Genomic DNA, 26,033 nt, shown 5'->3' with positions numbered 1-26,033 from the left:
TTAATTGAATCGTGCAAGGATACGCAAATCCTCGCCAACTTGCTTGATCTGATGAAATTTCAGGGAAAATTTGTCTTGTAAATTATTCAGTCCCGGCAGATCGAACATGCCGCGCGCATCACCTAAAATGGTCGGGGCCAGATAGACCAACAACTCGTCAACACAGCCCTCTCGGATTAACGAGGCGTTTAATTTGGCACCAGCTTCGACGTGGACTTCATTGATCTGGCGTTGGCCGAGCGCCAATATTACTTGTGGCAAGTCAACTTTCCCCTGCGCATTCGGGACGATAACAATCTCGGCACCGCGTTCGCGAAGGAGCGCTTCTTTCTCGGCATTTCCAACCGCAGCGAATATCAAGGTCGATTCACCGCTTAAGATGCGCGCTCTTGGATCAATTCCGAGCTTGCTATCGATTAGCACACGCAATGTTTGTCGCGTAACCGGAATCGCCCGCACGGTAAGTTGCGGGTCGTCTTGACTGACCGTACCAATTCCAGTCAGGATAACGCCAGCGCGAGCACGCCAGAGATGCCCGTCATTACGTGCTTCGGGGGAAGTGATCCATTGACTTTCTCCGTTATAAAGAGCCGTTTTTCCGTCGAGACTGGCTGCGACTTTTAATCTGACCCATGGCTTTCCCGTCTGCATACGGGAGAAAAAGCCAATGTTCAATTCACGGGCCGCTTCTGCCAATACGTCGGTTTCAACAATAATTCCTGCTGCCCGCAGCCGTTCAAAGCCCTTCCCGCCAACCAGCGGATTAGGATCTGCCATCGCTGCGACCACTTTTGCCAGGCCAGCATCGACCAAGGCATTCGCACAAGGCGGCGTCCGTCCGAAATGACTGCACGGTTCGAGCGTGACATAGGCAGTAGCGCCGCGGACATCATGACCTTTGGCGCGCGCATCGTTTAGCGCCTCAATTTCGGCATGATTGCCACCGGGTGGTTGCGTATAACCTTCGCCGATGATCAAACTCTCTTTGACGATAACGCAGCCGATGGCGGGATTTGGCGCACTGGTAAGTAAGCCTTGCTCTGCCAATCGCAATGCGTGAGCCATAAATACGTCAGCGTGCATCATAGTATCGAACCTGTAAAAAAATTAGCGGTAACTAGTGGAGGATGTTAAAAAAACAGACACCGGACAGAAAAAGTGACCGGCGCAATCGATCAGACAATCGCGCGCAGATTAAACTGCCTTTATTGCATTGTCACTAATCGGTCGGCGGTTCATCATTATGCCCCGCCATCAGATAGCGTCGTCGCGGCATTATTTCGTAGTGTAACAATACTCGTCATAACCGTACGTAATTTTCCATCGGTCGCTATTTGCGCGACTCCATTGCAATCGACATATTGCTGCGACGTGCTAAACCCGGACTGGCCGGCATGTAATTGCAAACACAATTTTACGCGCACCACTCTTTTCCAGTTTCGATATTGATCCTGCGACAGGCTATCAACCTGTGTCGCCGTCAAAAACTGTTGAACCGAAAATTCATCAATCGGCGCGACTCCAAAATCCATCCGCATATTTTCGACGTTGTTAAGTAGCGGCTGTGCAACATTGCGGCCGTTGCCGCTATTGCCCTGGCAATACAATGAGGTTGTTTTTCGACCGGAGGGCATGGCGACGAAAAATCTGTTGCTAGCTACCGACACCAGGCGCCCTTCTGTATAGCTTGGATGGCTCTTTGGCAACGCGATTAAACCAGCAGCGGAGCCATTGCAATCGGTGCCAGCACTGCTATCAAAATCAAATTTATCTGCCACCCGATAGGCGACTTCAAACGCCGCCATTCCAGCACCATTTTTGCAATCAAACCCGAACGACAATGGTTTTGCAAATCCATTATCACACCCACGCAATCCCTGAGCCGCGTTACCGTCTGCTCCAATGAAGTCAGTTTTATCGACTTCGGCGGCATTGACGCTGGCTGACGTAAGATGCCCAAACCCTGCTTGCCGCAGATTAGTCTCCATCAGCTGCATGGCATAACGACCGTCGTGCTGCAAACGAAGCTGAGCCTCATTTAGCCGGTAACTTGCGTGGCTGCCGAAATATAAATTGCCCACCGCTAAAATCAATCCAATGGTGATCATCACGGTGACCAACATCTCAACAATGGTGACGCCGCTTTCTCGCATCTTCAGATGCGCGGGAAAGTGTCCCGAATGACGCTTCTTTCTTGGGAGTTTGAAAAATATCATGCGCATTCTGCCGTACCTACAAGGACATTTATGCGCCCGCTTCGACTGAAACAAACGACACGCTCAAACTTGCCCTTGTGACGAAACACTAACTTGGTAAAACTCGCTCCGGGCCGCCCCAATCCATCGTATTTAATCGCTTTGTTCTGTCCAATTACGGTGGTGCGGGGATGGAGTGCTGCCTGTCGAAGCAACACCACTCGATCACTCGGAATCATCACCATCCATCCGCTGCCCCAATCATTTGCGGCGCGTTCGCCACTAGCGCCGGAGGCGCACAACGCGCCCGATTCGCTGCTACTACCACGGCAAATCACCACTGCGCGGCCATGCTTGATAGCCTCTGCCCGCGCCAGCGTGGCGGCGACAACAAACTGATTCACAACAATGCGCATGTGAGTTTCAACAATGAAATGACGCATTGATGGCGTGCCGATTGCGAATAAAATAATCGCCACAAGCATCGTGATCATTATTTCAATAAAGGTAAAACCGGACCGTAGTGCAGTGAAGGAAAATGGAAGGGAAATAACAGCAGATTGCGATATCAAGGCCAGCCTCACATCGAATGAAGGAGGGACGCATACTATCGTCTTTTTTTCCGAACACCCACATTTCAACGCAAAAATGGATGCAAGTTAAGCTTAGGATTACTTATGCTACAAACTCGTATAAGAAAGCGTTAACCCCGCAGTCGAGCTGCAAGGAACAAAGCAACTAATTCCGACCACTATTTTTTTCTGCTTGGTCCGGAAAACTCTTCGATCATATGTTGAAATTCAGCAACATCCTCGAAGCTTTTGTAGACCGACGCAAAGCGAATGTAAGCAATTTTATCCAGTCGTTTCAGCTCGTGCATGACCAACTCACCAACATGACCGGTAAGAACCTCCCGTTCACCACTGGCAAGCAGTTTTTCTTTTATCTTCTGTAGCGCCTCATCCAGCGATTCGGCCGAAACTGGTCGCTTACGTAACGCCAACATCAAACTGGCGCGCAGTTTCGCCGCATCAAAGTCTGTACGGCTACCATTTTTTTTCACGATTACCGGCATCACCAATTCGATCCGCTCATGTGTGGTAAAGCGCTTGTCGCACTTTGTACAACGGCGGCGGCGGCGGATAGCGTCCCCTTCCTCTGAAACACGCGTGTCCAGAACTTGGGTTTCTTCATGATGGCAGAAGGGACATTTCATGATGGCAGCAATCTATATAACGGTTGATCGACGCTCTATCGGCTAAGATATTATTTTTCTTTTGCTATCGTCATATTATAAGGGTCCATTCCAGTTATTAACTGAAACGGACCCAGACCTAGTGCTTTTACTTATGCTGGGTCCAATCCCACCTTTCGATCAAACTAGACCATCAGACTATCAAGCATAAACGGGAAATGCTGATGTTAATTTCTTAACTTCAACTTTCACGCGCTCAATGGTGTCCGCGTCATGCGGATTGTCCAATACGTCGGCGATCAAATTTCCGATCTTGGTTGCTTCCGCTTCCTTGAAGCCACGTGTCGTCAAAGCCGGGCTGCCCAGACGAATGCCGGAAGTCACAAATGGCTTCTCCGGATCGTTTGGAATGGCATTTTTATTACAGGTCATGTGAGCTGAACCCAGAATCGCTTCCGCTTCTTTGCCTGTAATATTTTTTGCGCGCAGATCGACCAACATGACGTGCGACTCAGTACGACCCGAAACAATCCGCAACCCGCGCGAAATCAGCGCCTTAGCCAATGCATCGGCATTCTTCACGACTTGTTGTTGATAGGTTTTGAATTCAGGCGTCAGCGCTTCCTTAAAGGCAACAGCTTTACCAGCGATGACGTGCATTAACGGGCCGCCTTGAATGCCAGGGAAAATCGCTGAATTAATGATTTTCTCGTGCTCAGCCTTCATCAAAATAATACCGCCGCGAGGACCGCGCAACGATTTGTGCGTTGTCGATGTGACGAAATCAGCATAAGGCACGGGATTTGGATATTCACCCGCCGCGATCAAACCAGCGTAATGCGCCATGTCAACCATGAAATAGGCACCGACCGCCTTGGCAACTTTAGAAATACGTTCAAAATCGATGCGCAACGCATACGCGGACGCGCCAGCAATAATCAGCTTCGGCTTCTTTTCATGGGCCAGACGCTCTAACGCTTCGTAATCGATTTCTTCTTTCTCGTTCAGTCCGTAAGAGACGACATTGAACCACTTGCCAGACATATTTAATGCCATACCATGCGTCAGGTGGCCGCCTTCGGCGAGCGACATACCCATGATGGTGTCGCCAGGTTTCAATACCGCGAAGAAAACGCCTTGATTGGCTTGAGAACCGGAATTTGGCTGCACGTTAGCTGCTTCTGCGCCGAACAGTTTCTTAACGCGGTCAATTGCCAATTGCTCAACAACATCGACGAACTCACAACCACCGTAGTAACGCTTGCCTGGATATCCTTCAGCGTACTTATTCGTAAGTTGTGTTCCTTGCGCTTCCATAACAGCAGGCGAACAGTAATTTTCCGACGCAATCAGCTCGATATGTTCTTGCTGACGGTGGTTCTCATTTTGAATCGCGCTCCATAATTCTGGATCGACGTTAGAGATGGTGTGATTTTTTTCAAACATGATGATTCCAATCGATAGAGGTGAGCCTTTGCAGGTTCTGCATCGAATGAGGGCCAAAATAATGGGGGAATGCGGCAGCCTCAGTCGTACGTTCCATTCGGGCTGCCCAGGCGCACGGCGGTAAAATCTCACGCTTCCCGATGGTTGCCCACCTTTCCCGGAACGCGAAGCAAGTTGCGTCGGTACGGTTTTCGCCAGTTACGTGAGACGAAATGGTCCGCGTATTGTAAGTCAAGGGCTTCGATTGAGCAAGATTGTCAAAATCGATAACGGCGATCGGTTCAATTAACCCTCGGGCGATTGTAGTTTTTAAAACCGCGCGTTTGGGCTACAATTTCTACTTATTTTGCAGCGCAACACAAAAAACACCTCAAAAATTAGCGCATGAAGGTGAAAGGTACGCAGATGCATCACTGTCCGTTGCTGTTACTAAATCGTTGTTAATGTGTCACCAATAAATCGGTTCGAAAATAACCTTATATAGCCAAACGCAACTAGCCGAGAACGAACAGACAAGAAAAATGCATTTTTACGCAAACATCCTCGGTCGTTTAGACTCGCGCTACTGCCACAGCAACTAATCCATCATCACATCATGAACGCAGTGCTCAACCCACAAAACGACATAAAAAAAGACTTTAACTGGTCCATCCGCGTGTATTACGAAGATACCGATGCCGGTGGAGTTGTTTTTTATGCAAATTACCTGAAATTTTTTGAACGCGCCCGTACTGAGTGGTTACGCGCCGTGGGAATTGAGCAAAGTCGATTGGTCAGGACCGATGAAGTCATGTTTGTGGTCAAAAGCACTGCCCTTGATTATCATGCTCCGGCGCGTTTGGACGATGAACTTTATTTAACCGTCATTGTCGAAAACGTTGGCCGTGTGGCAGTAGAATTCATTCAACAGGCGTGGCGCTACGACGATGAATCACCTAAATTGTTAGCAACCGGTCGGATTAAAGTGGTTTGCGTCAATGCGAATACATTTCGCCCGACGGCTATTCCAAAAAAAGTTTTGGACCAGATTCGCCCCATACACAACGCTATTGACACGACAAGCACGGCCTTTTGATTGCACTTTGAACCAATCGCAACGGTTGATCGATTCTTCTAAATAGTAGCGCGAAACCGTAAGCCCCTCGTAACGATTACAATCATTCTTTTTGCACCATAGTGCATTCACGAAATTAAAACCATTATTCAACGCTAAAAATTTCAGATTCGTTTGGCCGACGCTTTAACAGCGTTAGTTAGAACAGCTGCCCAAGTCCATTTATACAGATCGCCTCCATGACCGTCACTCAAGATCTTTCGTTTCTTACCCTCATCACCAATGCCTCTGTCCTCGTGCAACTTGTCATGCTGTTATTGTTAGCAGTTTCCGTGATGAGCTGGACGTATATTTTTCGCAAAATGTTCGCCATCAGAAGCGCGCGGGCGCAAACAGAAGAGTTTGAACGGGCTTTCTGGTCAGGTGGCAATCTCACTGAGTTGTATCAGGGAACAACCTCTAATCGTCGCCGCGGCGCAGGTGCTACAGGTGCGATGGAACGCATTTTTGCAGCTGGGATGGATGAGTTCAGCAAAATTAAAGCATCTGCTGGCCATAAAGCCAGCGCCGATTCTGCCGCTTTACTAGATGGCTCGCGTCGGGCGATGCGAGCAGCTTACCAGCGTGAGATGGATGCGTTGGAATCGCATCTGGCATTCCTGGCGTCGGTCGGCTCGGTGTCCCCTTATGTGGGTCTGTTTGGTACCGTGTGGGGAATTATGAATGCATTCCGGGGACTGGCCAATGTTCAGCAAGCCACACTGGCTGCCGTCGCACCCGGTATCGCTGAAGCGTTGATCGCGACCGCGATTGGTCTGTTTGCTGCGATTCCGGCGGTTGTTGCTTACAACCGTTTTGCGCATGACGTTGATCGTCTGGCGATCCGTTTTGAGAGCTTTATCGAAGAGTTCTCCAACATCTTGCAACGGCAGGCGCGCTAATGACGGGCTTCTCATCCATGCGCGGAGGACGTCCGCGCAAATTTAAAGCAGAAATCAACGTCGTGCCGTATATCGACGTGATGATGGTTTTGCTGGTAATTTTTATGGTTTCGGCTCCGATGGTTAACCCGAACGTCATCAATTTGCCGAACGCAGCCAAGTCAGTGGCACCCCCGACTGAATATATTGAAATTGCGTTGAAAGCGAATGGGGATTTCAGTGTTCGTATCAATGGCAAAAAAAATGGCGGTAGTCAGGCCGAAACGGTTGAAAAAAATAGACTGAAAGCCAGACTGCAAGCGCTTCACGATGACAATCCGGATATGCCGGTGATGATCTCGGCAGAAAAAGATATTAAGTATGACGAAGTCATACAGGTTATTTCTGAAGCCAAGATAATGGGTATTAATCGTGTTGGATTGGCGACCAAGTGACGAACTGCCGCAAAGTGACAGTCTGCTCATGACAGATCGAACCCCTTACTCAATACCAAAAGAACCGGGTAGATGGCGCGCCATCGCCCTGGCGGCAGCTGTGCATGCAGCGTTGATTGCATTCCTGTGGATCGGTGTTCATTGGCAGAGCCAGGTGCCCGTCGCTGTCGAGGCAGAAGTGTGGAACCCGGAGGTACGCGATGCGGCACCCCCACCACCACCGCCGACAACGCAGACGGAACCGGCGGAAAAGCCAGTGCCGCGACCACCACCGAAGCCGGTTGAGCCGGTAGCGCCACCGCCGCCAAAGGTAGTGCAACCGGTCGTGCCCGATCCTGAAATTGCCTTGGAAAAAGAGCGCAAACGCAAAGTCCAGGAACAGAAAGACCGCGACCAGGCAGAGCAGGCGGCCGCAGATAAAGAACGTCAACGCAAAGCGGACGAACAGGAAAAAGAGCAGGAGAAAAAAGACGCAGCTAAATTAGCGGATAAGCTGGCGGCCAAACAGAAAACCGCCGACATCAAGAAAAAGGCAGATGCCGATGCTAAACAAGCAGCCGAAGACGACAAATTAAAGCAAAAACAGGAAGCAGCAAAAGAGGCGGCGAAAAAAGCGGCGTCCGACAAACAACGCAAGGCCGAAGATGCGGCTGACAAAAAACGCCATGATGACGTTATGAAACAGTTGCAAGGACAAGCTACGGGAAATGGTGCATCTAATAGCACCGGGACTGCCGCCCAGTCTCAGGGACCGCGTGGCGATCCCGGTTATGCACAAAAAGTCGGCGCCAAAATAAAGGGCTTCATCAACTTTAATGTGCCCGATGGCATGACTGGAAATCCGTCGGTAGAATATGAAGTGCAGCTACTGCCAGATGGATCGGTAGCAAGTATTCACTTGAGAAAACCTTCAGGTATTTCAGGTTTCGACGAAGCGGTAAAACGTGCGATTGAGAAATCCGCACCTTATCCAAAAGATAAATCGGGTTCTGTTCCCTCCAGCTTCATCGGAATCCATAAACCGAAAGATCAATAAACTATGAATAACAACCCATTCAAACCACTCATCGGGAAGTTTGTAAAAAGCGCGGTACGCCACTCCGTAAAATCGATCGCAGCGGTCAGCATCACGGTCGCTGCTCTCGTATCGGCGCCAGTGGTGTATGCCCAACTTCGGATTGAAACGGCAGGGGTCGGTGCCACTCAAATCCCTATTGCAATCGCCGGTTTCAGCAATGAGAATCTGGCTCCTCAGCAAATTACTGCAATCATCAAGGCAGATTTGTCACGTAGCGGCATGTTTAAAATTATTGATACCAGCGACGTGGTGTCGGACGCAGCGCAAGTCAATTACGGCGATTGGAAGTCACGTGGTGCGGACGCGTTGGTCGTCGGCAGTGTAGAAAAATTGGCAGATGGTCGTTTCGATGTTCGTTACAAGTTGCTCGATACCGTGAAGTCAGCCCAGCTCTCCGGTCTGTCGTTATCGTCATCGCCACAGTACACGCGCGTTTCGGCACACAAAATTGCCGATGACATTTATCAAAAATTGATCGGCATCCGCGGCGCTTTTGCTACCCGTATCGCTTATGTCACCAAGTCGGGCAAAGAATATCGACTCGAAATTGCTGACGCCGACGGCGAAGGCACTCAGGTTGCCTTGCGATCCAACGAGCCGATTATTTCACCGGCGTGGTCGCCTGATGGAACCAAGGTTGCGTACGTATCCTTTGAGGCAAAAAAACCGATTGTGTACGTGCAAAATCTGGTGACAAAACAGCGCACCATTATTGCTAACTACAAGGGCAGTAATTCGGCCCCATCATGGTCCCCTGACGGTAGCAAAATCGCAATTGCTCTGGCGCGTGATAGCCTGACTCAGGTGTACGTTGTGAATGCTGACGGAAGCGGTTTGCGCCGTTTGACAAATACTTCGGGTATCGACACGGAGCCCCAATTCTCTGCCGATGGGCAAAGTATTTACTTCACCAGCGATCGCAGCGGTGGCCCACAAATTTACAAGATGAGTGCAAATGGCGGCGATGCGCAGCGCGTCACTTTTAGCGGTAATTACAACATTAGCCCTCGAATTTCGCCAGATGGCAAAACATTGGCGTATATTTCTCGTCGGAACGGTGGCTTTCAGTTGTACGCCATGGACTTGAGCAACAATCAGGAGCAGCGTTTGTCCGATACAGTCAAAGACGAGTCTCCTAGTTTCTCGCCAAATGGTCAGTACATTATGTATGCGACGGAGTCTGGTGGCCGTCGTGGATCGTTGGCGGTGGTCTCGGTTGACGGCCGCGTCAAACAACGATTGACCGTTCAGGCAGGCGATATCCGGGAACCGACCTGGGGCCCATTCATGAAGTAGTTGTGGCACGTACTATATTTAAATTAACAATAAAGTTATACAAATAAATTAAGCAACATATTACGTAATATGCAACAACAATAGGACTTACGCAAAATTGTCCCTGCGGGTGCGCCGACGAAGACGGTAAGACGGTAAGCTAGTACGGCAACGAAAGCGCAACCGCCGAGGTAATTTGGCGTAAGTCCTGAAAAACTCAACTCTCTGGAGAATAATAATGCGCCACCTTAGTAGCTTTGCCCTTATCGTTTCAAGCGCCGTTTTGCTGGCCGCATGCTCGTCCCCTGTCAAGCTCGATGACAAAGCTAAGATCGAAGACCGCGGCAGCCTGGGTAATGCAGCAGATTCACGTTCAGTCAACGCAGTCAATGCTGGCTCAAGCGATGCATTGAATGATCCGCAAGGCATTCTGTCGAAACGCAGCATTTATTTCGACTACGATAGCTATTCGGTTAAGGAAGAATTCCGCTCTGTCGTAGAAGCGCATGCTAAATATTTGATCGCTAACAAGGGTCGTAAAATCATCATTCAAGGCAATACCGATGATCGCGGTGGCCGTGAATACAATCTGGCACTCGGCCAGAAGCGGGCAGAAGCGGTCCGTAAAGCATTGGCGTTGCTAGGCGTTCCGGATGCGCAGGTAGAAGCAGTTTCACTGGGCAAAGAAAAACCTAAGGCACTGGGCAGCGACGAAGCATCCTTCGCTGAAAATCGTCGCGCAGATATCGTTTATTAATCATTAAAGGTGATCATGCGGATTTTTTCTAAATCAACGCTGACTGCGGCCTTACTGGCCGCAGGTTGCTTTGCACCGATAGCCCACGCAGGATTGTTTGACGATGCGGAAGCGCGACGCGCCATTCTTGATATCCGTGCCAAAATTGATGCGGTGAATGCCCGCGTCGATGGCAAGGCGGATAAAAGTAGCTCCCTGAGTCTGGCAGATCAAAACGATCAGCTGAATCAAGAGATCGCTAAGCTGCGCGGGGAAATTGAGGTGCTGACCAACGAGGTCGCCAACACGCAGCAACGCCAGAAAGATTTTTATGTCGATCTGGATAATCGTTTGCGTAAACTGGAACCACAAAAAGTCAACGTCGACGGACAGGAAGTCAGCATCGATCCCAATGAGCAGAAGTCCTATGACGCGGCGCTAGCCAGCTTTAAGGGTGGCGACTACAAAGGCGCCACCGCCGCGTTCTCCGACTATCTCAGGCGCTATCCAACGTCAGGCTTTGCGCCGTCAGCACAGTACTGGCTGGGAAATTCGTACTTCGCCCAACGTGACTATAAGAATGCCATGGCGGCGCAGCAAGTGGTTGTAAAAAAATATCCCGACAATCCAAAAGCGGCAGATGCTCTTTTGAATATGTCGAGTATTTATACTGAGCTGAAAGATAAAGGCGCAGCGAAGAAATCACTCGAGCAGGTCATCGCGCAATATCCGAACACGCCGGCAGCTGTGACCGCTAAGGAACGTTTAGCTGGTGCGAAGTGAACGAAAAGCAGATTTTTTATGCCGATGAAATAAAAAGACAAGAGTAGTTTGACATAGTGCCTACACCTTCTCTATAATAGCGTTCTTTCGGGGTCGTTAGCTCAGCTGGTAGAGCAGCGGACTTTTAATCCGTTGGTCGCAGGTTCGAATCCCGCACGGCCTACCACGAATATAAAAGGGTTTTAGACAAAATCTAAAACCCTTTGTTATTTCTGAACTTTTCAGAAATAAAGTACTTGTTTTGTAAGTGCGTTACAGCTGCGTTATAAGTGCAAACAAAAAACCGTTTAGATTCGTCTTTTCGATTTGACTTTCTTGTTTCACTTTATTGCGTCACTTAGTTAGCATTTAGCAGCACTATTTTGGGTCGTTAGCTCAGCTGGTAGAGCAGCGGACTTTTAATCCGTTGGTCGCAGGTTCGAATCCCGCACGGCCTACCAAAATAAAAGGGGTTCCAGATTTCGGTCTGGAACCCTTTTGTATTTCTGCAGCATCCTTCGTTGTTCCTCTCATTACCCTCTCGTTCCCACATTTTTTTTGTACAATTTTGGCGCTGTTTCCGGACTTGCAAAAAACTGGTGGACTCTTACGTCCCAAAGCCAACTTCTTAGTTATGTCGGCAACGCTGGTACCAGTGAACGTTATCCATGGCCTAGCACTTTCATTGTCCAATACCGCTCAATCCCACCAGCGCGCCCGCCGCCAGGAACCACAGTGGATGTAACCGGCTTTTCAAGGTACCCACGACGCACCCAAGTGTAATCGCTCCCAATATCCACTCATGGACCGATGCCTCGGTGATCAGGGACGCGCTCGCCGCTACCAGACCGACCGTCACCGGCACGAGGCCCGCCTGCACAGTGCCACGCCATGGCTCGTCTTTAAAACGTCGCCAGAAATGCAGGGTAATGCCGGTCAGAATCGACGACGGACCAAATTTTGCCAGAGAGGTCACCAGCACGCCAGGCCATCCTGCCACGTGCCAGCCGACTAGCGTCACAACCATCATGTTGGGTCCTGGTGCAGCCTGCGCCAGCGCAAACATGGCGCTAAATTCCTGCGCGGACATCCAATGATGAATATGGACCACCTGCCGCTGCATTTCCGGCAGAATGGTATTGCCGCCGCCAAAAGCGAGCAATGACAGCTCTGAAAAAATCGCTGCGAGAGAGAGAAGCACCGCGATCATGCCGCCCACCGCCATGTAATGAGAATACTGATAGGAACCAGGACCAGCATCGTAGGGAGCAAGGGCAAACGCAGTAACGCAATCGCGACGAAGAAAATAATCGCGATAAAAATCCCTATCGGCTTGCGTCGCAACGGCATAGCCATCTTAACTGCGGTCGATATGAGTAGCCCCGCCGCCGCCGCCGCGAGACCAGCGAACATGTGTGCAATATGTGTATCGCTCTGAAACCGCTCGTATATCACCCCAAGACCAATCACGATGGCAGTGGGCGCAGCGATCAAGCCCAACAGCGCCGCAAGCGCACCTCTAATCCCACGAAACTGCAGCCCAATCGCAACTGAGAGATTAATGATATTGCCACCAGGTAGAAACTGACATAAGCCAAGGAGATCGGTGAACTCCGCATCCGTTAACCAACGGCGTTGTTCGACCAACATCCGGCGCGCCAGGGGGAGAACCCCTCCAAACCCAATTAATCCCAATCCAAGAAACCCTAGAAATAATGCGCGAACCGATGGCGGCTCCTGCATTGGATGCGCATCCGGGGTTGGGTCCGATTGCCGCGCGCTCTGCTCTGTTTGGCTTTTTGCTTGTGTCACCATTTATTGGACCGTTTTTTACCTGAGTGCATGGCGACATTTTGGTCGTCGTTATCCGAATGTCTTTCTTGTGAAAGAGTATTTTACTTCGATATAAACGCGTCCGCACGTTAGCCAACAAGACGCTAGAGCCCATAGAAATCCCCACGTTTTAAGGAAAGGACAGGGAGTGCCTGTTTGAAGTTTCAGAACGCAATTGCAGGGAGGATTCTCGTCACTCCGGATAGGCCAAATTAACCGCAGAGATAGTAATTCAAGGAATTGATGTACCAGATACCAAGAATACAGAATGTGTCATTGATGACTGCGCGCTAGCGCCATCCGCGCGGATAAGACGTTATTCGAGCAGACGAAAAAAAAAACCGCTGCCGTGACAGCAGCGGTTTTTTGAAGCTTGGAATTAGTCCTGCTTAATACCTTCAACTTGAATCTGTAACTTTACTTCCTGCTTAAAACCCATTTGCTTGCCGTAATCGATACCAAAATCGTCGCGACTGAATTTGCCTTCGACTTCTGCACCACACACTTCACGCTTGAACACCGGATGGATTTTGCAAACAAAATCATCAATTTTCAGATTAACTTTCTTGGTAACACCATGCATCGTCAGCTCGCCCTCAACTTCTTTCGGTACATCACCGTTAAATTTGGTGAACTTTCCTTTGTAAGTGACTTCAGGAAATTTAGCCACATCAAACATGTCGGGACTCTTCGCATGTTCATTGAGCTTCGGATATCCAAAGTCAATGGAAGCAGGATCAACCTTGATATCAAGCGTTCCTGTTTTGGCCGCACGATCCAGCACCACGGTGCCGCTACTTTTTGTGAACTTGCCACGCCATGTAGACAAACCACCCATATGGTCAGCCTCAAAGCTAGGATACGTGTGAGATGGGTCCAGGGTATAAGTCGCCGGAACAGCCATTGCCGCGCCCGCTGACAGTGCCACGAGGGCGGCAACCAAAGTACGTAATTTCATCGTTTTCCTTTTCATTAAATAAATGGCCGAAAAAAGCTTAGCCGGGTGTGACACAAAAATGTTGATTTCCAAATAGCCCAACAATCTATATGCGGCGTTTTAGGACAACTTATTTTTTTACAGCGGTAACAATACGAAATTTGATCTGTACGTCATCGGCGACGACCGAGGTATCTTTCCAGTCACCCTCGCCGATGCTAAACGCGTTGCGCTTGATCGGCAATACGCCTTCGAACACATTGCCGCTGGCATCCTGCTTATAAGTTGCGCCCACCACGACATCTTGCGTGTGGCCTTTGATAGTCAGTTTTCCAGCGACGTCGTACTTTCCGGTCGCCCCTTGCTTAATACTGCTGGATACAAACGTTGCCTTGGGATATTTGGCAGCGTCGAACCAGTCCTTACCGCGCACTTCTTTGTTGTACTCCTCCGCGCCGATGTCGAAACTCGCCATATCGATATCAACCTTGGCCGTTGATTGCGCTAACTTAGCCGGATTGAAATCCACCGTCGCGTCAAATTTTTTAAATTTTCCGTCCATCGGCACACCCAATTGCTTGGCCACGATGCTGACCGAACTTTTGGCTGCGTCCAGCTGCGCCCACGCGACGTTAGTCATCCAAAATCCAGCACCGATCAAAGCCACCACTATCGTCGATTTTGCGCGCAAATTTTTCACTGACATTACTCCTTGAATTCTTTCGAATCATTTTGATTCAAACGATCTGACTTCTCTTTTTTGCCGGTATGGCGACGTATCAAAATAAGCTAACCTACTTAAGAAATGGCAACATACGGCCCAAAGTTCCATCCCGATCAATCAACTGATGCTTCAACGCAGCGAGTACGTGCGCCACCACAATGGCGGCCATCAAATAATTTAACCAGACATGCATCGGTCCGAGAATGGATTTTAACTGATCATTTTTTTCGATTAACATCGGCATTTTAAACAGCCCCAGATACACAACGGCAATGCCGGACGCTGCACTATAAAAATAACCTGTCAATGGTATTACAATGATCAGGACATACAAAAGTTGGTGCACCAGATGTGCGGCTTGCTGCTGCCATCGCGGAATGCCAGGTGGCAAAGGAGGTGCCGGATGCAACAACCGCCATGTAACACGGATAACCGCAAGGGCAAAGATGGTGACGCCGAGCCATTTATGCCATGAAAACAATTTCAATTTTTGCGGCGTAAGACCGGGAATGCCAGTCATATACCAACCAATTCCAAAAGCGGCGAAAATCAATAAAGCAACCAGCCAGTGCATACTAATGGCGGTTGTCGTGTAGCGAATCGGGGTAGGTTTATTTTTCATAGGCTCGTGTTTGGTCGTTGCCTCTGAGACAAGGCATTGACTGTACCGTAAGTCGCTAAGTTCCGCATCGCCAACTTTCAAGTCATTCAAATTTCTTGAATGACATTGGCAGGGGCAAGCGGGTTACCGGCAGCGAACTGGAACTCGTCATACAATGTCTCATAACATTATCACTACGGCGATAGATACCGATTTAAAACCACGAACATTAAGATACCGAGGTTCATCGATTTTGTTTATCGATATTCATTCATCAATGTTTTGCCTTCCATGCTACATAAGAAAAGAGAGCAATTCCAATGCGCGTTATTGAAATTACCCAACACGGTGGCCCTGAAGTATTGCAAATCCGCGAACGACCCATGCCTGATTTCAAACCAGGTGAAGTGGTCATTAAAGTACACGCGGCGGGGGTTAATCGCCCGGACGTGTTTCAGCGCAGCGGTAACTATGCTCCCCCACCTGGCGCCTCGGATCTACCTGGCCTCGAAGTTGCGGGGGAAATTGTTGATGGAGATTTCTCCGATACGCATTTAAAAAAAGGGGATTTGGTTTGCGCCTTGGTGCCAGGCGGGGGCTACGCTGAATATTGCACTACGCCTGCCGTGCAATGCCTGCCCATCCCCAAGGGCTGGACCACACTCGAAGCTGCCTCATTGCCAGAAACGTTTTTTACTGTATGGAGCAATGTTTTTGAGCGCGCAAAACTAACCGGCAGCGAGACGTTGTTGGTTCAAGGAGGCAGTTCCGGAATTGGGGCAGCAGCGATCCAGATTGCTACCGCATTAGGACATCAGGTTTTCGCTACCGCTGGCTCGGATGAAAAATGTCGGGCTTGCGAGGATCTGGGTGCAGTACGGGCGATCAATTATCGTACTGAAGATTTTGTCGAGGTCGTAAAGTCCATCACCGCGGGCAAAGGCGTTGATGTGATTTTAGATATGGTGGCTGGGGATTATGTTCCGCGCGAAATAGATTGTCTGGCCGAAGATGGCCGCCTGGTCTTCATCGCGACGCTTGGCGGTAATAGCGCCAAGCTGAACTTTAGCAAAATCATGATGCGCCGTCTGACCATAACCGGCTCAACGCTGCGGCCACGACCGATTGCGTTCAAAGGCGAGATCGCAGCGCAACTGCAATCTCGTATCTGGCCGCTTCTGGAAACTGGCAAAATTAAATCCGTGATCTACAAAACCTTCCCGCTGGAACAAGCTGCCCAAGCACACGCCCTGATGGAAAGCAGCACCCACGTCGGCAAAATTATGCTGACGATCGGTTCACCGAACGATCAACAGCAATAATCATTACCTCTGCAACTGCCCTTCACCATAAGCTGCTTCCCCAGTAAAATGCGCTCAACATAGAAAAGCAGCCTTTCGGCTGCTTTTTTGCGATCACCATCATCAAATTAATTAGTCTAAGGGCACGCTGCGATAACGATTCACTTCTGACGGTGACACCAATGTCGCGCTATTGCCCCAGGAATTGCGAATATAAGACACGACTGCAGCAACCTCTGAATCAGTCAAATCCTGTGCAAACGGCGGCATCCCGTATGGCCGTGGATTACCGGCTGTCGTGGGTGCAAAACCACCGTACATGACTACCCTTATCGCATTAACTGCAGACGGCATGGTGATGGCACGATTGCCCATCAACGGCGGATAGGCTGAATCTACCCCTTTACCAGATGTGAGGTGGCAGGCGATACAGTTATCTTTGTACACTTTTGCACCTAGTGCCAAGACTTGATCGATTTCATATGGACGGGCATATTCTTTTTCTGCGACCGGCCTTCCCTCTGACCGAGGCAACGTTTTGAGATAAACCGCCATTGCTGTTACGTCGTCTTCACTCAGATACTGCAAACTCGCGGCAACCACTTCGGCCATTGGTCCAAACACCGCGCTGCGCGGGGAAATGCCGGTTTTTAGCAAGGCCGCAATGTGTGAAATTTCCCAATCACCCAAACCAGTCTCGACGTCCGATGTTAATGATGGTGCGTACCAGTTCACCACCGGAATGAAGCCGCCGCCAAGCTCGCCCTTCAAATCAAGTCCGCCCAGCGCATTTCGGGTTGAATGACAGGCGCTGCAATGGCCGAGTCCCTGAACCAGATAGGCACCCCTGTTCCATTCTGCCGATTGCGTATTTTGAGGCTGATAAACACCAGGCCGAAAATACAGTGCCCGCCATCCATACAGCAAACCCCGATTGTTGTAGGGAAAGCGTAACTGCGGCGCGATGTTCTTTTGCGTTACCGCCGGAATACTCTGCAGGTAAGCAAACATCGCATCGGCGTCGACACGCGATATTTTGGTGTAATTGGTATAGGGAAACGCGGGATACAACAAACTCCCATCCTTCGACTTGCCGTTGTGCAGTGCGCGCCAAAAATCATTTGCGTTCCAACTTCCGATGCCGGTTTGTTGATCCGGCGTTAGGTTGGGCGCGTAGACCGCACCGAATGGCGTGACGATCGCACGTCCACCCGCATATTTTTGTCCATCGCGTACCGTATGGCAAGCCATGCAATCACCAGCGCGAGTCAGGTAGGCACCGCGGGAGATTTGATCGACAAGCTGATGGCCGTTAAGAGATGGCGCTGTCTGATTAGCGCGCGGATCCGCATCATCGACATTCATGCACGCCAACCAGACGCCGATAACAGCCGCCAGCAAGACCAGACTACCAAGGCTTACATACAAATTACGCTTAAACCGCGTCATGCATTTCTCCGCTCAATTTGGGACGCTGCCACAGACAAGTGGAAGTTTTAGCGATAAAGGTGCTACCGCCGTGGCACCTTCCGGAATAGGTTGCGCAGCTAGCCAAGAGGCGACTGCACCAATGTCTTCGGCGCTAAGTCGCTTCGCAACCTGTGACATACAATCCGGAGCCGCCGCGTGACGTACGCCGGTCTGCCAGGCACCAATTTGCGCTACCAGATAATCGCGCGGCAAGCCAAGTAAGCCCGGCGTGGCGGGCAGAACACCCGTCATTGCGTTGCCATGACAAGCGATACATGCAGGAATTTTTTTGCTGGCATCACCATGCTGAACCAAGGTTTGTCCACGCTGAAAATCAGCACTGCTCAAAGCAAACGGTTGAGGAGCGGGATAAGGCGGATGTTGATCCGAAAAGTAATCTGCTATTTCACGCAGATACGCATCGGACATGTGGTTCACCATGTAGGTCATCATCGGATACTGGCGACGGCCGCCTCGGAAGTTGACCAGCTGATTGTAGAGATAGCCTGCGGGTTTTCCTGCGATGCGCGGATAATATCCCTCACTGGCAGCACGTCCTTGCTTGCCGTGGCAGGCGGTACAAGCCAATAATCGCTGGCCGATGGTATCGGGAACAGGTGCATTGTCGACCGCAGGCTTATCGATAAATGTCTCGGCCACGCTCGTTGGCTCCGCACCGATGGCATTTGTGGTTAAGCCGATATTGGAGGAAAACAAAACAGCGCATGCGCACACGCGTAGTAGCAGGTGCCATGCACAGCGCGATGCTTGCGGTTGGGAACAAATTGCCATTGGTTGAACCATCTTTTCGGTAGTACTTTACTAAGGGGAGCCTATCCGTATTCATCCGGCGTTAAACCGCTCATGGAAATCGGCAAGCCGCCCGATGCGATCGTACAATCACAGTAAATGCAAAAACATAACGTTGGAGTATACCAATATTCAACCGTAAAAAACGGCGCACTGGCAAGCGGAATGCAAACCATCGCGCATGCCATACCTGCCAATAAGATCTGTCCGCGACAAAAATGGCGCGACGATTTCGCTACAGATGAATAGGCCTGCAGGCGAGATAGAAGGAAAAGACTCTGCGGCGCGCCACCAAAAGCGCGCGCAATATGGATGTTATCTCCGGCGGACTTGCTCCGGACGGACTTGCCCCGGGCTGACGTGCCCCGGGCTGACTTGCCTTAAGCCGGTGCGCGTTGGGCAGGGTGTTGGCTCAGACAAAAGCGCGGGTACCGTGCCGCAAGCGCGTTCACTTCTTGATAGCGTCGCGATCCGGTGGCACCATCGGCTGGTCTTTCCCGGGCGCCTCAGCATTCGCATAGACCTGCTCTTCAAGAATATCCAGTTGTTGACTGCCGTCCAGTGCGTGACCAAAGGTAGATTGGCGATGAGCCGATGGTTTGCGCGGAGAGTCCGTTTGCTCCCTGGTTGGGATCGCGGATGGCTTTGATGGCTGTTTACTTTCAGGCATGAGATTCTCCTAATGCATCACAATGAAAAATTGATATATCGCGAAGTCATTCACTTCTTCGTACAAGCGTGCCGAACCTTCTGGCTAATGCCTTATTGGCATCTTATAGCTACTTTATTAATACCTGACTAAGTACTTTACGATGATATAACTCAGTATCCTCCGAATATCATCGATAGCAAGATGCGCTCTTTAATATAAAAAATGCCGACGTAGGGGGTTCCCCACATCGGCATTTCAATTAACCGCCCGACCAGCAACGTGTTACAGCATCAATACGTAAACATACTTATTGCTTCTCGGCGGGCGGTCCGTGTTAACGCTCGTAATAGTCCCGATCATGGCGTGGGGCATAGCCTTCCTGATAATATCCTTGACGTGGATATTCACGTACCGGCTGATAATAAACTTGCGGTGCAGGTCGGTAATAGACTGGTTCGGGGCGAACATACACTGGCGGCGGCGCGTAATACGCTGCCGGACGACGATAATAACCACCACGGTCAACATTACCGCGATCGTAATAGCCCCCGCCATCATTTCTACGCGCGCTCGCGCCAACTGCAGCACCCAGTACGCCACCTAAAATCGCGCCGTTCCGACCGCCAACTACGCTACCAATAGCTGCTCCCGCGACGCCGCCGATCACCAGATTGGTCCCTTGATCGTAAGCCGACGCAGAAACTGAAACAGTGGTTGCTGCGGCGATAAACAGCGCGGATACGATTACTTTTTTGGTTAACATAAAATAGTCCTTTCAGGATCGAAACAGAGTGCCATTCGTTGGTTAGCTCAGCGACGCTGATATTTCCAACACCATCCTTTTCAAGCTCTAAGTTGCTTTTTAGTTGCTTGTTTGCGATGCGTTGAATGGAATATAGCAGTCTTCAAACGAGATGCAGCGCTTCGAAACAGACTATTACACCTACGTGAGATTGGTTACGTATTGAAGTTTTTAATGCGCCGAACACATTAAATGGTTTTTTATCTACATATCCACCGAACAGACGGTCATGACAGAAAAGTCCTACAGAGCAACAAGTGCTTCTCCGATGGACACGCAGTCGCCAAAAGTAAAGAATAAGATTGCAGTAGTTCTTCCAAGACAACAATTCTAGTAATACTTTACGCGAATTTGTTCGTCGGGAACTTCCCGACTTTTTCCCTAAAGGACGCATTATGAAAACCGTACACAACATTTTTGCCGGGACAGTTGCTTTAGCGTTAGTGGTATCACTCAGCGGATGCGGCGGCATGTCAAGTCGAGGGGCCGATACCGCCGTCGGTGCGGGCGTGGGTGGCGTGGCCGGCGCGGTGCTGACTGGTGGTAGTGCGCTAGGTACAGTTGGTGGTGCTGCGGTGGGCGGCGTTGTTGGTAACCAGGTCGGAAAATAAACCGTAGACCGTTTCGGCCCATATTCGCGCCGTGGCTTCATCCACCATTTGTCGCCTCTGACTAGCTGATTATGCTAGTGGGGCTTAAGCTTGGAAGCTGTCGAGCAAAGCCCGCCAAACATCAACGCCGTACAACGTGCAAACGGAATACGGCGTTGTTCCATTTAATGGAGCTTTACGGATGGTTTGGCATGCTTCATCAAACTACTGGCGGTAGCCGTCACTCCGGTACGGACTGGACCTAGCAGAGCGTTCAAATGCAACAAATGCAAACTGGCGTACATCATGCGGGCAAAAAAACCATCAACAAACCAGCCCAGCTTAGAGAGTGACCCCATCAGTGTTCCCACCGACGTACTTCTTCCGAACGAGACGAGAGAGCCATGGTCGGTATACACGTAAGTTGCAGGATTTACCGGCTGCCCCTTATGTTCGCGCACAAACAACGCTAGCAGATAGTCTGCTTGTTGATGCGCCGCTTGCGCCCGTGGTGGCACCAATTTGCCATCGGCCCTGACGCAGGCCGCGCAATCCCCTAACGCGTAGATATTCACGCTGTCTTTGACTTTTAATGCACCGTCAACCTGCAACTGGCCCAATCCTGTTACCGGCAATCCCAATGATTTTAATAAATCCGGTGCCTTGATCCCTGCCGACCAGACACAAAGATCGAAGGCGTAGTCGTTACCGTTTGCATCAGTGACGAATTGCTCAGCAATACTGGCAACCCGACAATCCGTGACCACGCGCACATCCCGATCTCTCAGCAGTTTGGTCGCGGCGTTGGAAACGCGTTCTGGCAGCGGTGCCAAAAGCCGCGGTGCACCCTCAAGGATCGTAATTCGCACATCCTTATCGGGATGCAATCTCGGAAAATCGTAATCGGTGTAGACGCCACTGGCTTCACGCAACTCTGCCGCCAGTTCAACGCCTGTAGCACCACCGCCGACGATGACGATGTCAATACCGGCATCGGGGAAGAACTCTTTCTTGAGGTCGGCCAAGGCTAATAACTTCAACAAGCGTCTGCGGAAATATTCCGCATCTTCGGTTGAGTTGAGCGAAATGGTGTTTTTCTCCGCTCCGTTCAATCCGAAATAATTGGAGACGCTTCCGATGGCAATTACCAGTCTGCCAAAGACGATCTGACGTGGCGGCACTATTTCCGATCCCGACTCGTCATTAATTGCATCGACGGTGATGGTATTGTTAGCCGCATCCAGGGCGGTCAAGGAACCATACACAAAACGGAATTTATTGTCGTGCGCCAGCATCTGGTATGACAAACCTTCCTGATGAATGTCGCGTGTTCCGGCCGCGACTTCGTGCAAGGATGGCTTCCAAATGTGGTAGAGAGTGCGATCAACCAATGTGACATGCCCATGTCCCAGTTTACGGCCAAGTTTGCAGGCCAGTTCCAAGCCCCCCGCACCGCCGCCGACTATTACCACCTCATGAGAAATAGCTTCGGTTTGGTTAGCGCTCTGTGCCATCGCCAAACTCTCATTTTCATTAATCATCAGTCATTCCCTCGCTCTTCGTGTTCCTACCTGAAACATTCGATGTGATCCAACACTACTAACAATAATTAAAATAGTGAATGACAAAAAATGGACGCAAAAAATCGGTCCGCATCCGGTCATCCGATTCCTTTAATTTCCCGGCATAGCTTCCCTTTGAATCATTCTAAGATCCTGCTTAGCGCCTATATCAAACAGTCTACTTTGAGATCCTTGACCAAAGCAATAGAAGCTGCGCAGAATTAAACCAAACGGGACAACACAAGCAGAGACACTATGCATCTGGTGGCTATTCCCAGTCTGCGCTATGATAAAGAAACCATCAGGAAACACAGACGAAATCGTTAAGTATCAACCACTACGGAGGGCATATGTACCGAAAAATTCTTATCGCCTACAACGGCACACCTGAAAGTCGCTGTGCGCTACATGCATGCATACGCCTAGCTCCCGGCGCTGAAGTTGAAGTGCATCTACTTGGCGTTATCAATCTAGCCACTTACCTGATGGCCGGAGAATTCGTCGCAGAATCAGCCATTACGTCAGAAAAGGCGCTGTTGGAACAAGAACTCACCAAAGGCCACAAGATGCTCACCGATGTCGGATTGAATGTCATCACACACTTCGAAAGCGGCGAGCCAATTAACGTTATTGGCGACCTGGTGAATCAACTCGGCATTGATTTGGTCATCATTGCCCACTCGCGCAAGAAACCGATGGCTTTACGCTGGTGGCGTGGTTCTACCGATAGCCTTTTGGTAGAAAAGATCCCTTGCAGCATTCTGGTGGCTTCAGACTGCTGACCAAACGCAAAAAAGCCCATCGTAAAGACGGGCTTCCGTGCTGCTCTTGATGCTTATGATCCGGTTGCGACTTATTAGCACTGTCAATCGCAACCTGAGATCACAAATTAACGTCCTTTTTGGGCGTCTTTCACCGATTCTTTAACGTCACCGACGCTTTTCTGTGCTTTGCCGGATACCTGTTTTTCCAAGCCTTTGGCTTGTTGGCTTGTGCTGCCGACCATTTTGCCAGTTTTTTCCTGAATTTTTCCTGCAGTTTCTTTCACGCTACCTTTGACTTGGTCTTTGTTCATTTTTCAGCTCCTAAGGGATAAAAAAGACACTGGGCGAAACCAGCTAAGCCAAACCGAATCTGGCGATGCTGCGGAATAAAACCTGGCTTCGTTGCACACACGAGGCTAACAGCAAGGGTTATCGCGGCTTGCCATCAAGCACCTCAATGTAGACGTAGGTTAGTTTGAGGTACCAATAAAATCCATCAGACAATCTCTGATAAACGCGTAGGAAATGTTGAAGTCTTTCGAACCTGCATCGCCCAATCTAAGCCGGTTGCAAGTCGTCGTTCGGGTCACTTATCTGTGAAACGAGGGGCACCTCAATTTCAACGCGGGTCCCTGTTCCCGCCCCATTGATCGGGCCGGCTTTAAACGACACCCGTCCACCCAGGAAACTCGCCCGCTCTTTTAGCCCCCGCAGCCCGTGCGTACTGATATTTTCAATTCGCTCCTGGGAAATCCCAATGCCGTTGTCGCAGATCGTCAGCGCCAGTCGATCTTCATCGACATCCAGTGTCACTGTCACTCTGGTAGCTTGCGCATGTTTTGCGACATTATTCAATATCTCCTGAAGCATGCGATAGACTGCAATCTCAGTCTTTTTTCCAATTGAAATGTTTTCATCTGGCAAACTGGTCTTACAAATGATCCCGGTACGTTGACCGAAATCCTCTAATTGCTCGGTGATTGCGGCTTTTAATCCGAAGAGATCCAGCATGTTTGGGCGTAACCCGGTTTGAATACGCCGAGTAGTTGCCACTAATGAGCGTAACAAGTCATGAATACGGATCTGACGCTCTTGCCACAGTGCATCGTCAGGCAGTACTTTGTACACCCCCTCCAAATGCATGCTCAGTGCCGTTAACGCTGCCCCCATGTTGTCATGTAATTCCCGGGCGATGGCGCGCTTTTCCTCTTCCCGGACATCTTCAATATGATTTGTTAAGTCGCGCAACAATGCGGTCCGCTGAAAAATGGTGCGCTCCAGTTCCAGCTCACGCCGCCTCAGGGAATCTTCGGCATGCTTGCGCTCTGTTATGTCGGTCGCGATTCCGACAACTCCCATGATTTTTCCCTGAGAGTCGGACCATGGCGCTTTGGTGACTTGAAATGTCACCACCCCGCTCTTAAGCAGGATCGTTTGCTCAATAGTCTGGGAAACGCCCGCCTCCATAATACCGACGTCATCGTGGTCGATACGATCCGCATCTTCCTGACGTAAAAACAGATCGCGACTACGCCGCAGTTTAGCTTCACTCCAACTCATTCCGAATTGACGTAAACACGCAGGATTTGCAAAAATTAAATTTCCAGTGCGATTTTTAACAAAAATCGGATCATTGGTGTTGTCACTCACGGCGATCAATAGCGCGCTTGCTTCGGCCAATTCGGCAGCGCTTTCCAAACGCGCGCTATATTCCCGATCAACCTTTCCCGCCGTCCGCCAAAAAATAAACAAGAACAATCCACCACCGATCAAGGTCAATAAAGGCGGCACCAAATTGTAGTCATACACGCCTTCGCGCGCGCCCCAGTCTGCACACCAATTCAACACCGTTAATAGAATCAACATCTGCGGCAACGACCGCCGCAGCATTTGTCCACCAGGCGCATGGCGCGTGATAATTGCCATCAATAAATGGCGCGGACGAGACATCAACAAGGCTATTCCAACCAACAAAAAACAGAGAGCTGCGGCTAGCGGAACGTCTCTTTCATAGACCATATGGGTCAATACATCGACGTGATATAGATATCCGAACAGTGGGATTGCACTAAAAAAAATTAACGTACTGGCCAAATATTCGGCCGGATAGTGCTGTCGCTGCGTCTTATAGTCAAGTACCAGCAGAGATAAGCCAGAAACGATAAAGCCAACCGCGGCGAACGGGTGCAATCCTGCAACACCAGGCATCGCTGTCCACGGCACGAGCAGCATATATTGATTGAATTCGCCAAAAGCCCCAAACACTTGCTGGGCTAGCACAAGGGTGGCGGGCACTAACGTCACGACGGCAAGCCCCTGTGCCAGAAATTTAACGGCTGACCTGCCCGCGAACCGGGAACACCGCAACAAAAGACTTGCACCGCTGATGAGGAACCCAAGGACAACATTCGGGTGAAGATTACTTAAATCGAATAACACTCCTTGGCCCTTGACGCCGTACAGAGCGCAGACCCAAGCCAGACCTGCGGTCAGCATAACCACTAATGCCAGTGCGACAGCGGTGGCTACCGTCCGAGATACGTAAATGCCAGACAGCGCGAACCGCTCAAGAGCACGGCTTTTGAGCAGGTATTGATAATGTGGATGGTCCTCGGTTGGTTGATTTGCCTCAGGCATCGTTTTTTTATTCATATATCGCGCCTCTCGCACACCCGATTGCAATCCCAGACAAAACCGTTTATGAAGTCGGGCGCTTCATGTCGGTGTAGACAGTATCATCAAAGCCATGAAAATAGTTCGACTCTTGCGCGGATTATCAACGCCCCTCTTGAGGAAGATGTTCTGTGTGCTTTTTTTAATAAGATAGTAATGGCGTTTTTTAACGATGACGCAGGAGAGATACTGAAAGTA

27 protein-coding genes, 2 tRNA genes and 1 riboswitch are annotated in these 26,033 nt (G+C 50.1%); of the genes, 12 read left to right on the top strand and 17 right to left on the bottom strand.

What is annotated here, in order from left to right; translation table 11 throughout:
- The 5 genes from ribD to glyA all read right to left on the bottom strand — a co-directional run bounded on the left by ribD (position 1) and on the right by glyA (position 4,836).
- The gene (gene ribD / locus JQN73_RS14440; RefSeq protein WP_240162274.1) at positions 1-1,086 is read right to left on the bottom strand and encodes a bifunctional diaminohydroxyphosphoribosylaminopyrimidine deaminase/5-amino-6-(5-phosphoribosylamino)uracil reductase RibD; all 1,086 of its coding nucleotides are present in this window, start codon (positions 1,084-1,086) and stop codon (positions 1-3) included.
- A gap of 155 nt (positions 1,087-1,241) precedes the next feature.
- Positions 1,242-2,216: a PilW family protein gene (locus JQN73_RS14435; protein WP_205319567.1), complete on the bottom strand. Its 975-nt coding sequence runs from the start codon at positions 2,214-2,216 to the stop codon at positions 1,242-1,244.
- Positions 2,213-2,689: a GspH/FimT family pseudopilin gene (locus JQN73_RS14430; RefSeq protein WP_205319566.1), complete on the bottom strand. Its 477-nt coding sequence runs from the start codon at positions 2,687-2,689 to the stop codon at positions 2,213-2,215. The genes JQN73_RS14435 and JQN73_RS14430 overlap by 4 nt, the downstream gene beginning before the upstream one ends.
- Before the next feature lie 257 nt (positions 2,690-2,946).
- Positions 2,947-3,411, bottom strand: coding sequence for a transcriptional regulator NrdR (gene nrdR / locus JQN73_RS14425; RefSeq protein ID WP_205319565.1), 465 nt, complete (start codon positions 3,409-3,411; stop codon positions 2,947-2,949).
- Positions 3,412-3,591: 180 nt separating this feature from the next.
- Entirely contained in the window at positions 3,592-4,836 is a 1,245-nt protein-coding gene (gene glyA, locus JQN73_RS14420; protein WP_205319564.1) for a serine hydroxymethyltransferase, read from the bottom strand.
- A 97-nt stretch (positions 4,837-4,933) separates the two neighbouring features.
- Positions 4,934-5,048, bottom strand: a riboswitch (ZMP/ZTP riboswitch).
- A gap of 383 nt (positions 5,049-5,431) precedes the next feature.
- Here glyA and ybgC point away from each other — a divergent pair.
- From ybgC to JQN73_RS14375, 9 genes are all read left to right on the top strand, one after another.
- Positions 5,432-5,911 (top strand): tol-pal system-associated acyl-CoA thioesterase, encoded by a 480-nt coding sequence (gene ybgC, locus JQN73_RS14415; RefSeq protein ID WP_205319563.1) that lies wholly within the window; start codon positions 5,432-5,434, stop codon positions 5,909-5,911.
- A 218-nt stretch (positions 5,912-6,129) separates the two neighbouring features.
- Entirely contained in the window at positions 6,130-6,831 is a 702-nt protein-coding gene (gene tolQ / locus JQN73_RS14410; RefSeq protein ID WP_205319562.1) for a protein TolQ, read from the top strand.
- On the top strand, positions 6,831-7,265 hold the full coding sequence (locus JQN73_RS14405; RefSeq protein WP_205319561.1) for an ExbD/TolR family protein: 435 nt from the start codon (positions 6,831-6,833) through the stop codon (positions 7,263-7,265). Before tolQ ends, JQN73_RS14405 begins: the two co-directional genes overlap by 1 nt.
- A gap of 28 nt (positions 7,266-7,293) precedes the next feature.
- On the top strand, positions 7,294-8,301 hold the full coding sequence (tolA, locus tag JQN73_RS14400; RefSeq protein WP_205319560.1) for a cell envelope integrity protein TolA: 1,008 nt from the start codon (positions 7,294-7,296) through the stop codon (positions 8,299-8,301).
- Between the two features lie 3 nt (positions 8,302-8,304).
- Positions 8,305-9,639, top strand: coding sequence for a Tol-Pal system beta propeller repeat protein TolB (tolB, locus tag JQN73_RS14395; protein ID WP_205319559.1), 1,335 nt, complete (start codon positions 8,305-8,307; stop codon positions 9,637-9,639).
- Between the two features lie 217 nt (positions 9,640-9,856).
- Positions 9,857-10,375 carry a peptidoglycan-associated lipoprotein Pal gene (pal, locus tag JQN73_RS14390; protein ID WP_205319558.1) on the top strand — a complete coding sequence of 173 codons (519 nt, stop codon included), beginning with the start codon at positions 9,857-9,859 and terminating at the stop codon, positions 10,373-10,375.
- Between the two features lie 15 nt (positions 10,376-10,390).
- A complete protein-coding gene (gene ybgF / locus JQN73_RS14385; RefSeq protein ID WP_205319557.1) occupies positions 10,391-11,137 on the top strand; it encodes a tol-pal system protein YbgF in 747 nt (248 codons plus the stop codon).
- 90 nt (positions 11,138-11,227) lie between these two features.
- Positions 11,228-11,303, top strand: a tRNA-Lys gene (locus JQN73_RS14380).
- A gap of 198 nt (positions 11,304-11,501) precedes the next feature.
- Positions 11,502-11,577, top strand: a tRNA-Lys gene (locus JQN73_RS14375).
- 221 nt (positions 11,578-11,798) lie between these two features.
- Here JQN73_RS14375 and JQN73_RS14370 read toward each other — a convergent pair.
- From JQN73_RS14370 to JQN73_RS14350, 5 genes are all read right to left on the bottom strand, one after another.
- Positions 11,799-12,326 carry a chromate transporter gene (locus JQN73_RS14370; protein WP_205319556.1) on the bottom strand — a complete coding sequence of 176 codons (528 nt, stop codon included), beginning with the start codon at positions 12,324-12,326 and terminating at the stop codon, positions 11,799-11,801.
- Positions 12,323-12,859 carry a chromate transporter gene (locus tag JQN73_RS14365; RefSeq protein ID WP_205323377.1) on the bottom strand — a complete coding sequence of 179 codons (537 nt, stop codon included), beginning with the start codon at positions 12,857-12,859 and terminating at the stop codon, positions 12,323-12,325. The genes JQN73_RS14370 and JQN73_RS14365 overlap by 4 nt, the downstream gene beginning before the upstream one ends.
- 469 nt (positions 12,860-13,328) lie before the next feature.
- Positions 13,329-13,907: a YceI family protein gene (locus JQN73_RS14360; RefSeq protein WP_205319555.1), complete on the bottom strand. Its 579-nt coding sequence runs from the start codon at positions 13,905-13,907 to the stop codon at positions 13,329-13,331.
- Positions 13,908-14,016: 109 nt separating this feature from the next.
- Positions 14,017-14,526, bottom strand: a complete 510-nt coding sequence (locus JQN73_RS14355) for a YceI family protein (protein ID WP_240162578.1) — start codon at positions 14,524-14,526, stop codon at positions 14,017-14,019.
- A gap of 154 nt (positions 14,527-14,680) precedes the next feature.
- Positions 14,681-15,232, bottom strand: coding sequence for a cytochrome b (locus JQN73_RS14350; protein ID WP_205319553.1), 552 nt, complete (start codon positions 15,230-15,232; stop codon positions 14,681-14,683).
- Between the two features lie 299 nt (positions 15,233-15,531).
- Between JQN73_RS14350 and JQN73_RS14345 the strand changes: the two genes are divergently transcribed.
- Entirely contained in the window at positions 15,532-16,533 is a 1,002-nt protein-coding gene (locus tag JQN73_RS14345; RefSeq protein WP_205319552.1) for an NAD(P)H-quinone oxidoreductase, read from the top strand.
- 111 nt (positions 16,534-16,644) lie between these two features.
- On the opposite strand, the gene JQN73_RS14340 is transcribed toward JQN73_RS14345, so the two are convergent.
- The 4 genes from JQN73_RS14340 to JQN73_RS14325 all read right to left on the bottom strand — a co-directional run bounded on the left by JQN73_RS14340 (position 16,645) and on the right by JQN73_RS14325 (position 20,207).
- Positions 16,645-17,961: a cytochrome c gene (locus JQN73_RS14340; RefSeq protein ID WP_240162273.1), complete on the bottom strand. Its 1,317-nt coding sequence runs from the start codon at positions 17,959-17,961 to the stop codon at positions 16,645-16,647.
- A gap of 12 nt (positions 17,962-17,973) precedes the next feature.
- On the bottom strand, positions 17,974-18,774 hold the full coding sequence (locus tag JQN73_RS14335) for a c-type cytochrome (protein WP_205319551.1): 801 nt from the start codon (positions 18,772-18,774) through the stop codon (positions 17,974-17,976).
- Positions 18,775-19,240: 466 nt separating this feature from the next.
- Positions 19,241-19,462, bottom strand: a complete 222-nt coding sequence (locus tag JQN73_RS14330; protein WP_205319550.1) for a hypothetical protein — start codon at positions 19,460-19,462, stop codon at positions 19,241-19,243.
- Positions 19,463-19,778: 316 nt separating this feature from the next.
- On the bottom strand, positions 19,779-20,207 hold the full coding sequence (locus JQN73_RS14325; RefSeq protein WP_205319549.1) for a glycine zipper 2TM domain-containing protein: 429 nt from the start codon (positions 20,205-20,207) through the stop codon (positions 19,779-19,781).
- A gap of 434 nt (positions 20,208-20,641) precedes the next feature.
- Here JQN73_RS14325 and JQN73_RS14320 point away from each other — a divergent pair, with 434 nt between their 5' ends.
- A complete protein-coding gene (locus tag JQN73_RS14320; protein ID WP_205319548.1) occupies positions 20,642-20,857 on the top strand; it encodes a glycine zipper 2TM domain-containing protein in 216 nt (71 codons plus the stop codon).
- Positions 20,858-21,021: 164 nt separating this feature from the next.
- Here the strand turns inward: JQN73_RS14320 and JQN73_RS14315 are convergent, their stop codons facing one another.
- A complete protein-coding gene (locus JQN73_RS14315; RefSeq protein WP_370551243.1) occupies positions 21,022-22,377 on the bottom strand; it encodes an NAD(P)/FAD-dependent oxidoreductase in 1,356 nt (451 codons plus the stop codon).
- Between the two features lie 371 nt (positions 22,378-22,748).
- Here JQN73_RS14315 and JQN73_RS14310 point away from each other — a divergent pair, with 371 nt between their 5' ends.
- Positions 22,749-23,180: a universal stress protein gene (locus tag JQN73_RS14310; RefSeq protein WP_205319547.1), complete on the top strand. Its 432-nt coding sequence runs from the start codon at positions 22,749-22,751 to the stop codon at positions 23,178-23,180.
- A gap of 107 nt (positions 23,181-23,287) precedes the next feature.
- Here the strand turns inward: JQN73_RS14310 and JQN73_RS14305 are convergent, their stop codons facing one another.
- Positions 23,288-23,473, bottom strand: a complete 186-nt coding sequence (locus tag JQN73_RS14305; RefSeq protein ID WP_205319546.1) for a CsbD family protein — start codon at positions 23,471-23,473, stop codon at positions 23,288-23,290.
- Between the two features lie 247 nt (positions 23,474-23,720).
- Positions 23,721-25,814, bottom strand: a complete 2,094-nt coding sequence (locus JQN73_RS14300) for a PAS domain-containing protein (RefSeq protein WP_205319545.1) — start codon at positions 25,812-25,814, stop codon at positions 23,721-23,723.
- Between the last annotated feature and the right edge of the window lie 219 nt (positions 25,815-26,033).

This window comes from Glaciimonas sp. PAMC28666, from assembly GCF_016917355.1.
Lineage (GTDB): Bacteria > Pseudomonadota > Gammaproteobacteria > Burkholderiales > Burkholderiaceae_D > Glaciimonas.
Note: the sequence above shows the minus strand (reverse complement) of the source record. Positions and strands in the feature narration are given on the sequence as shown.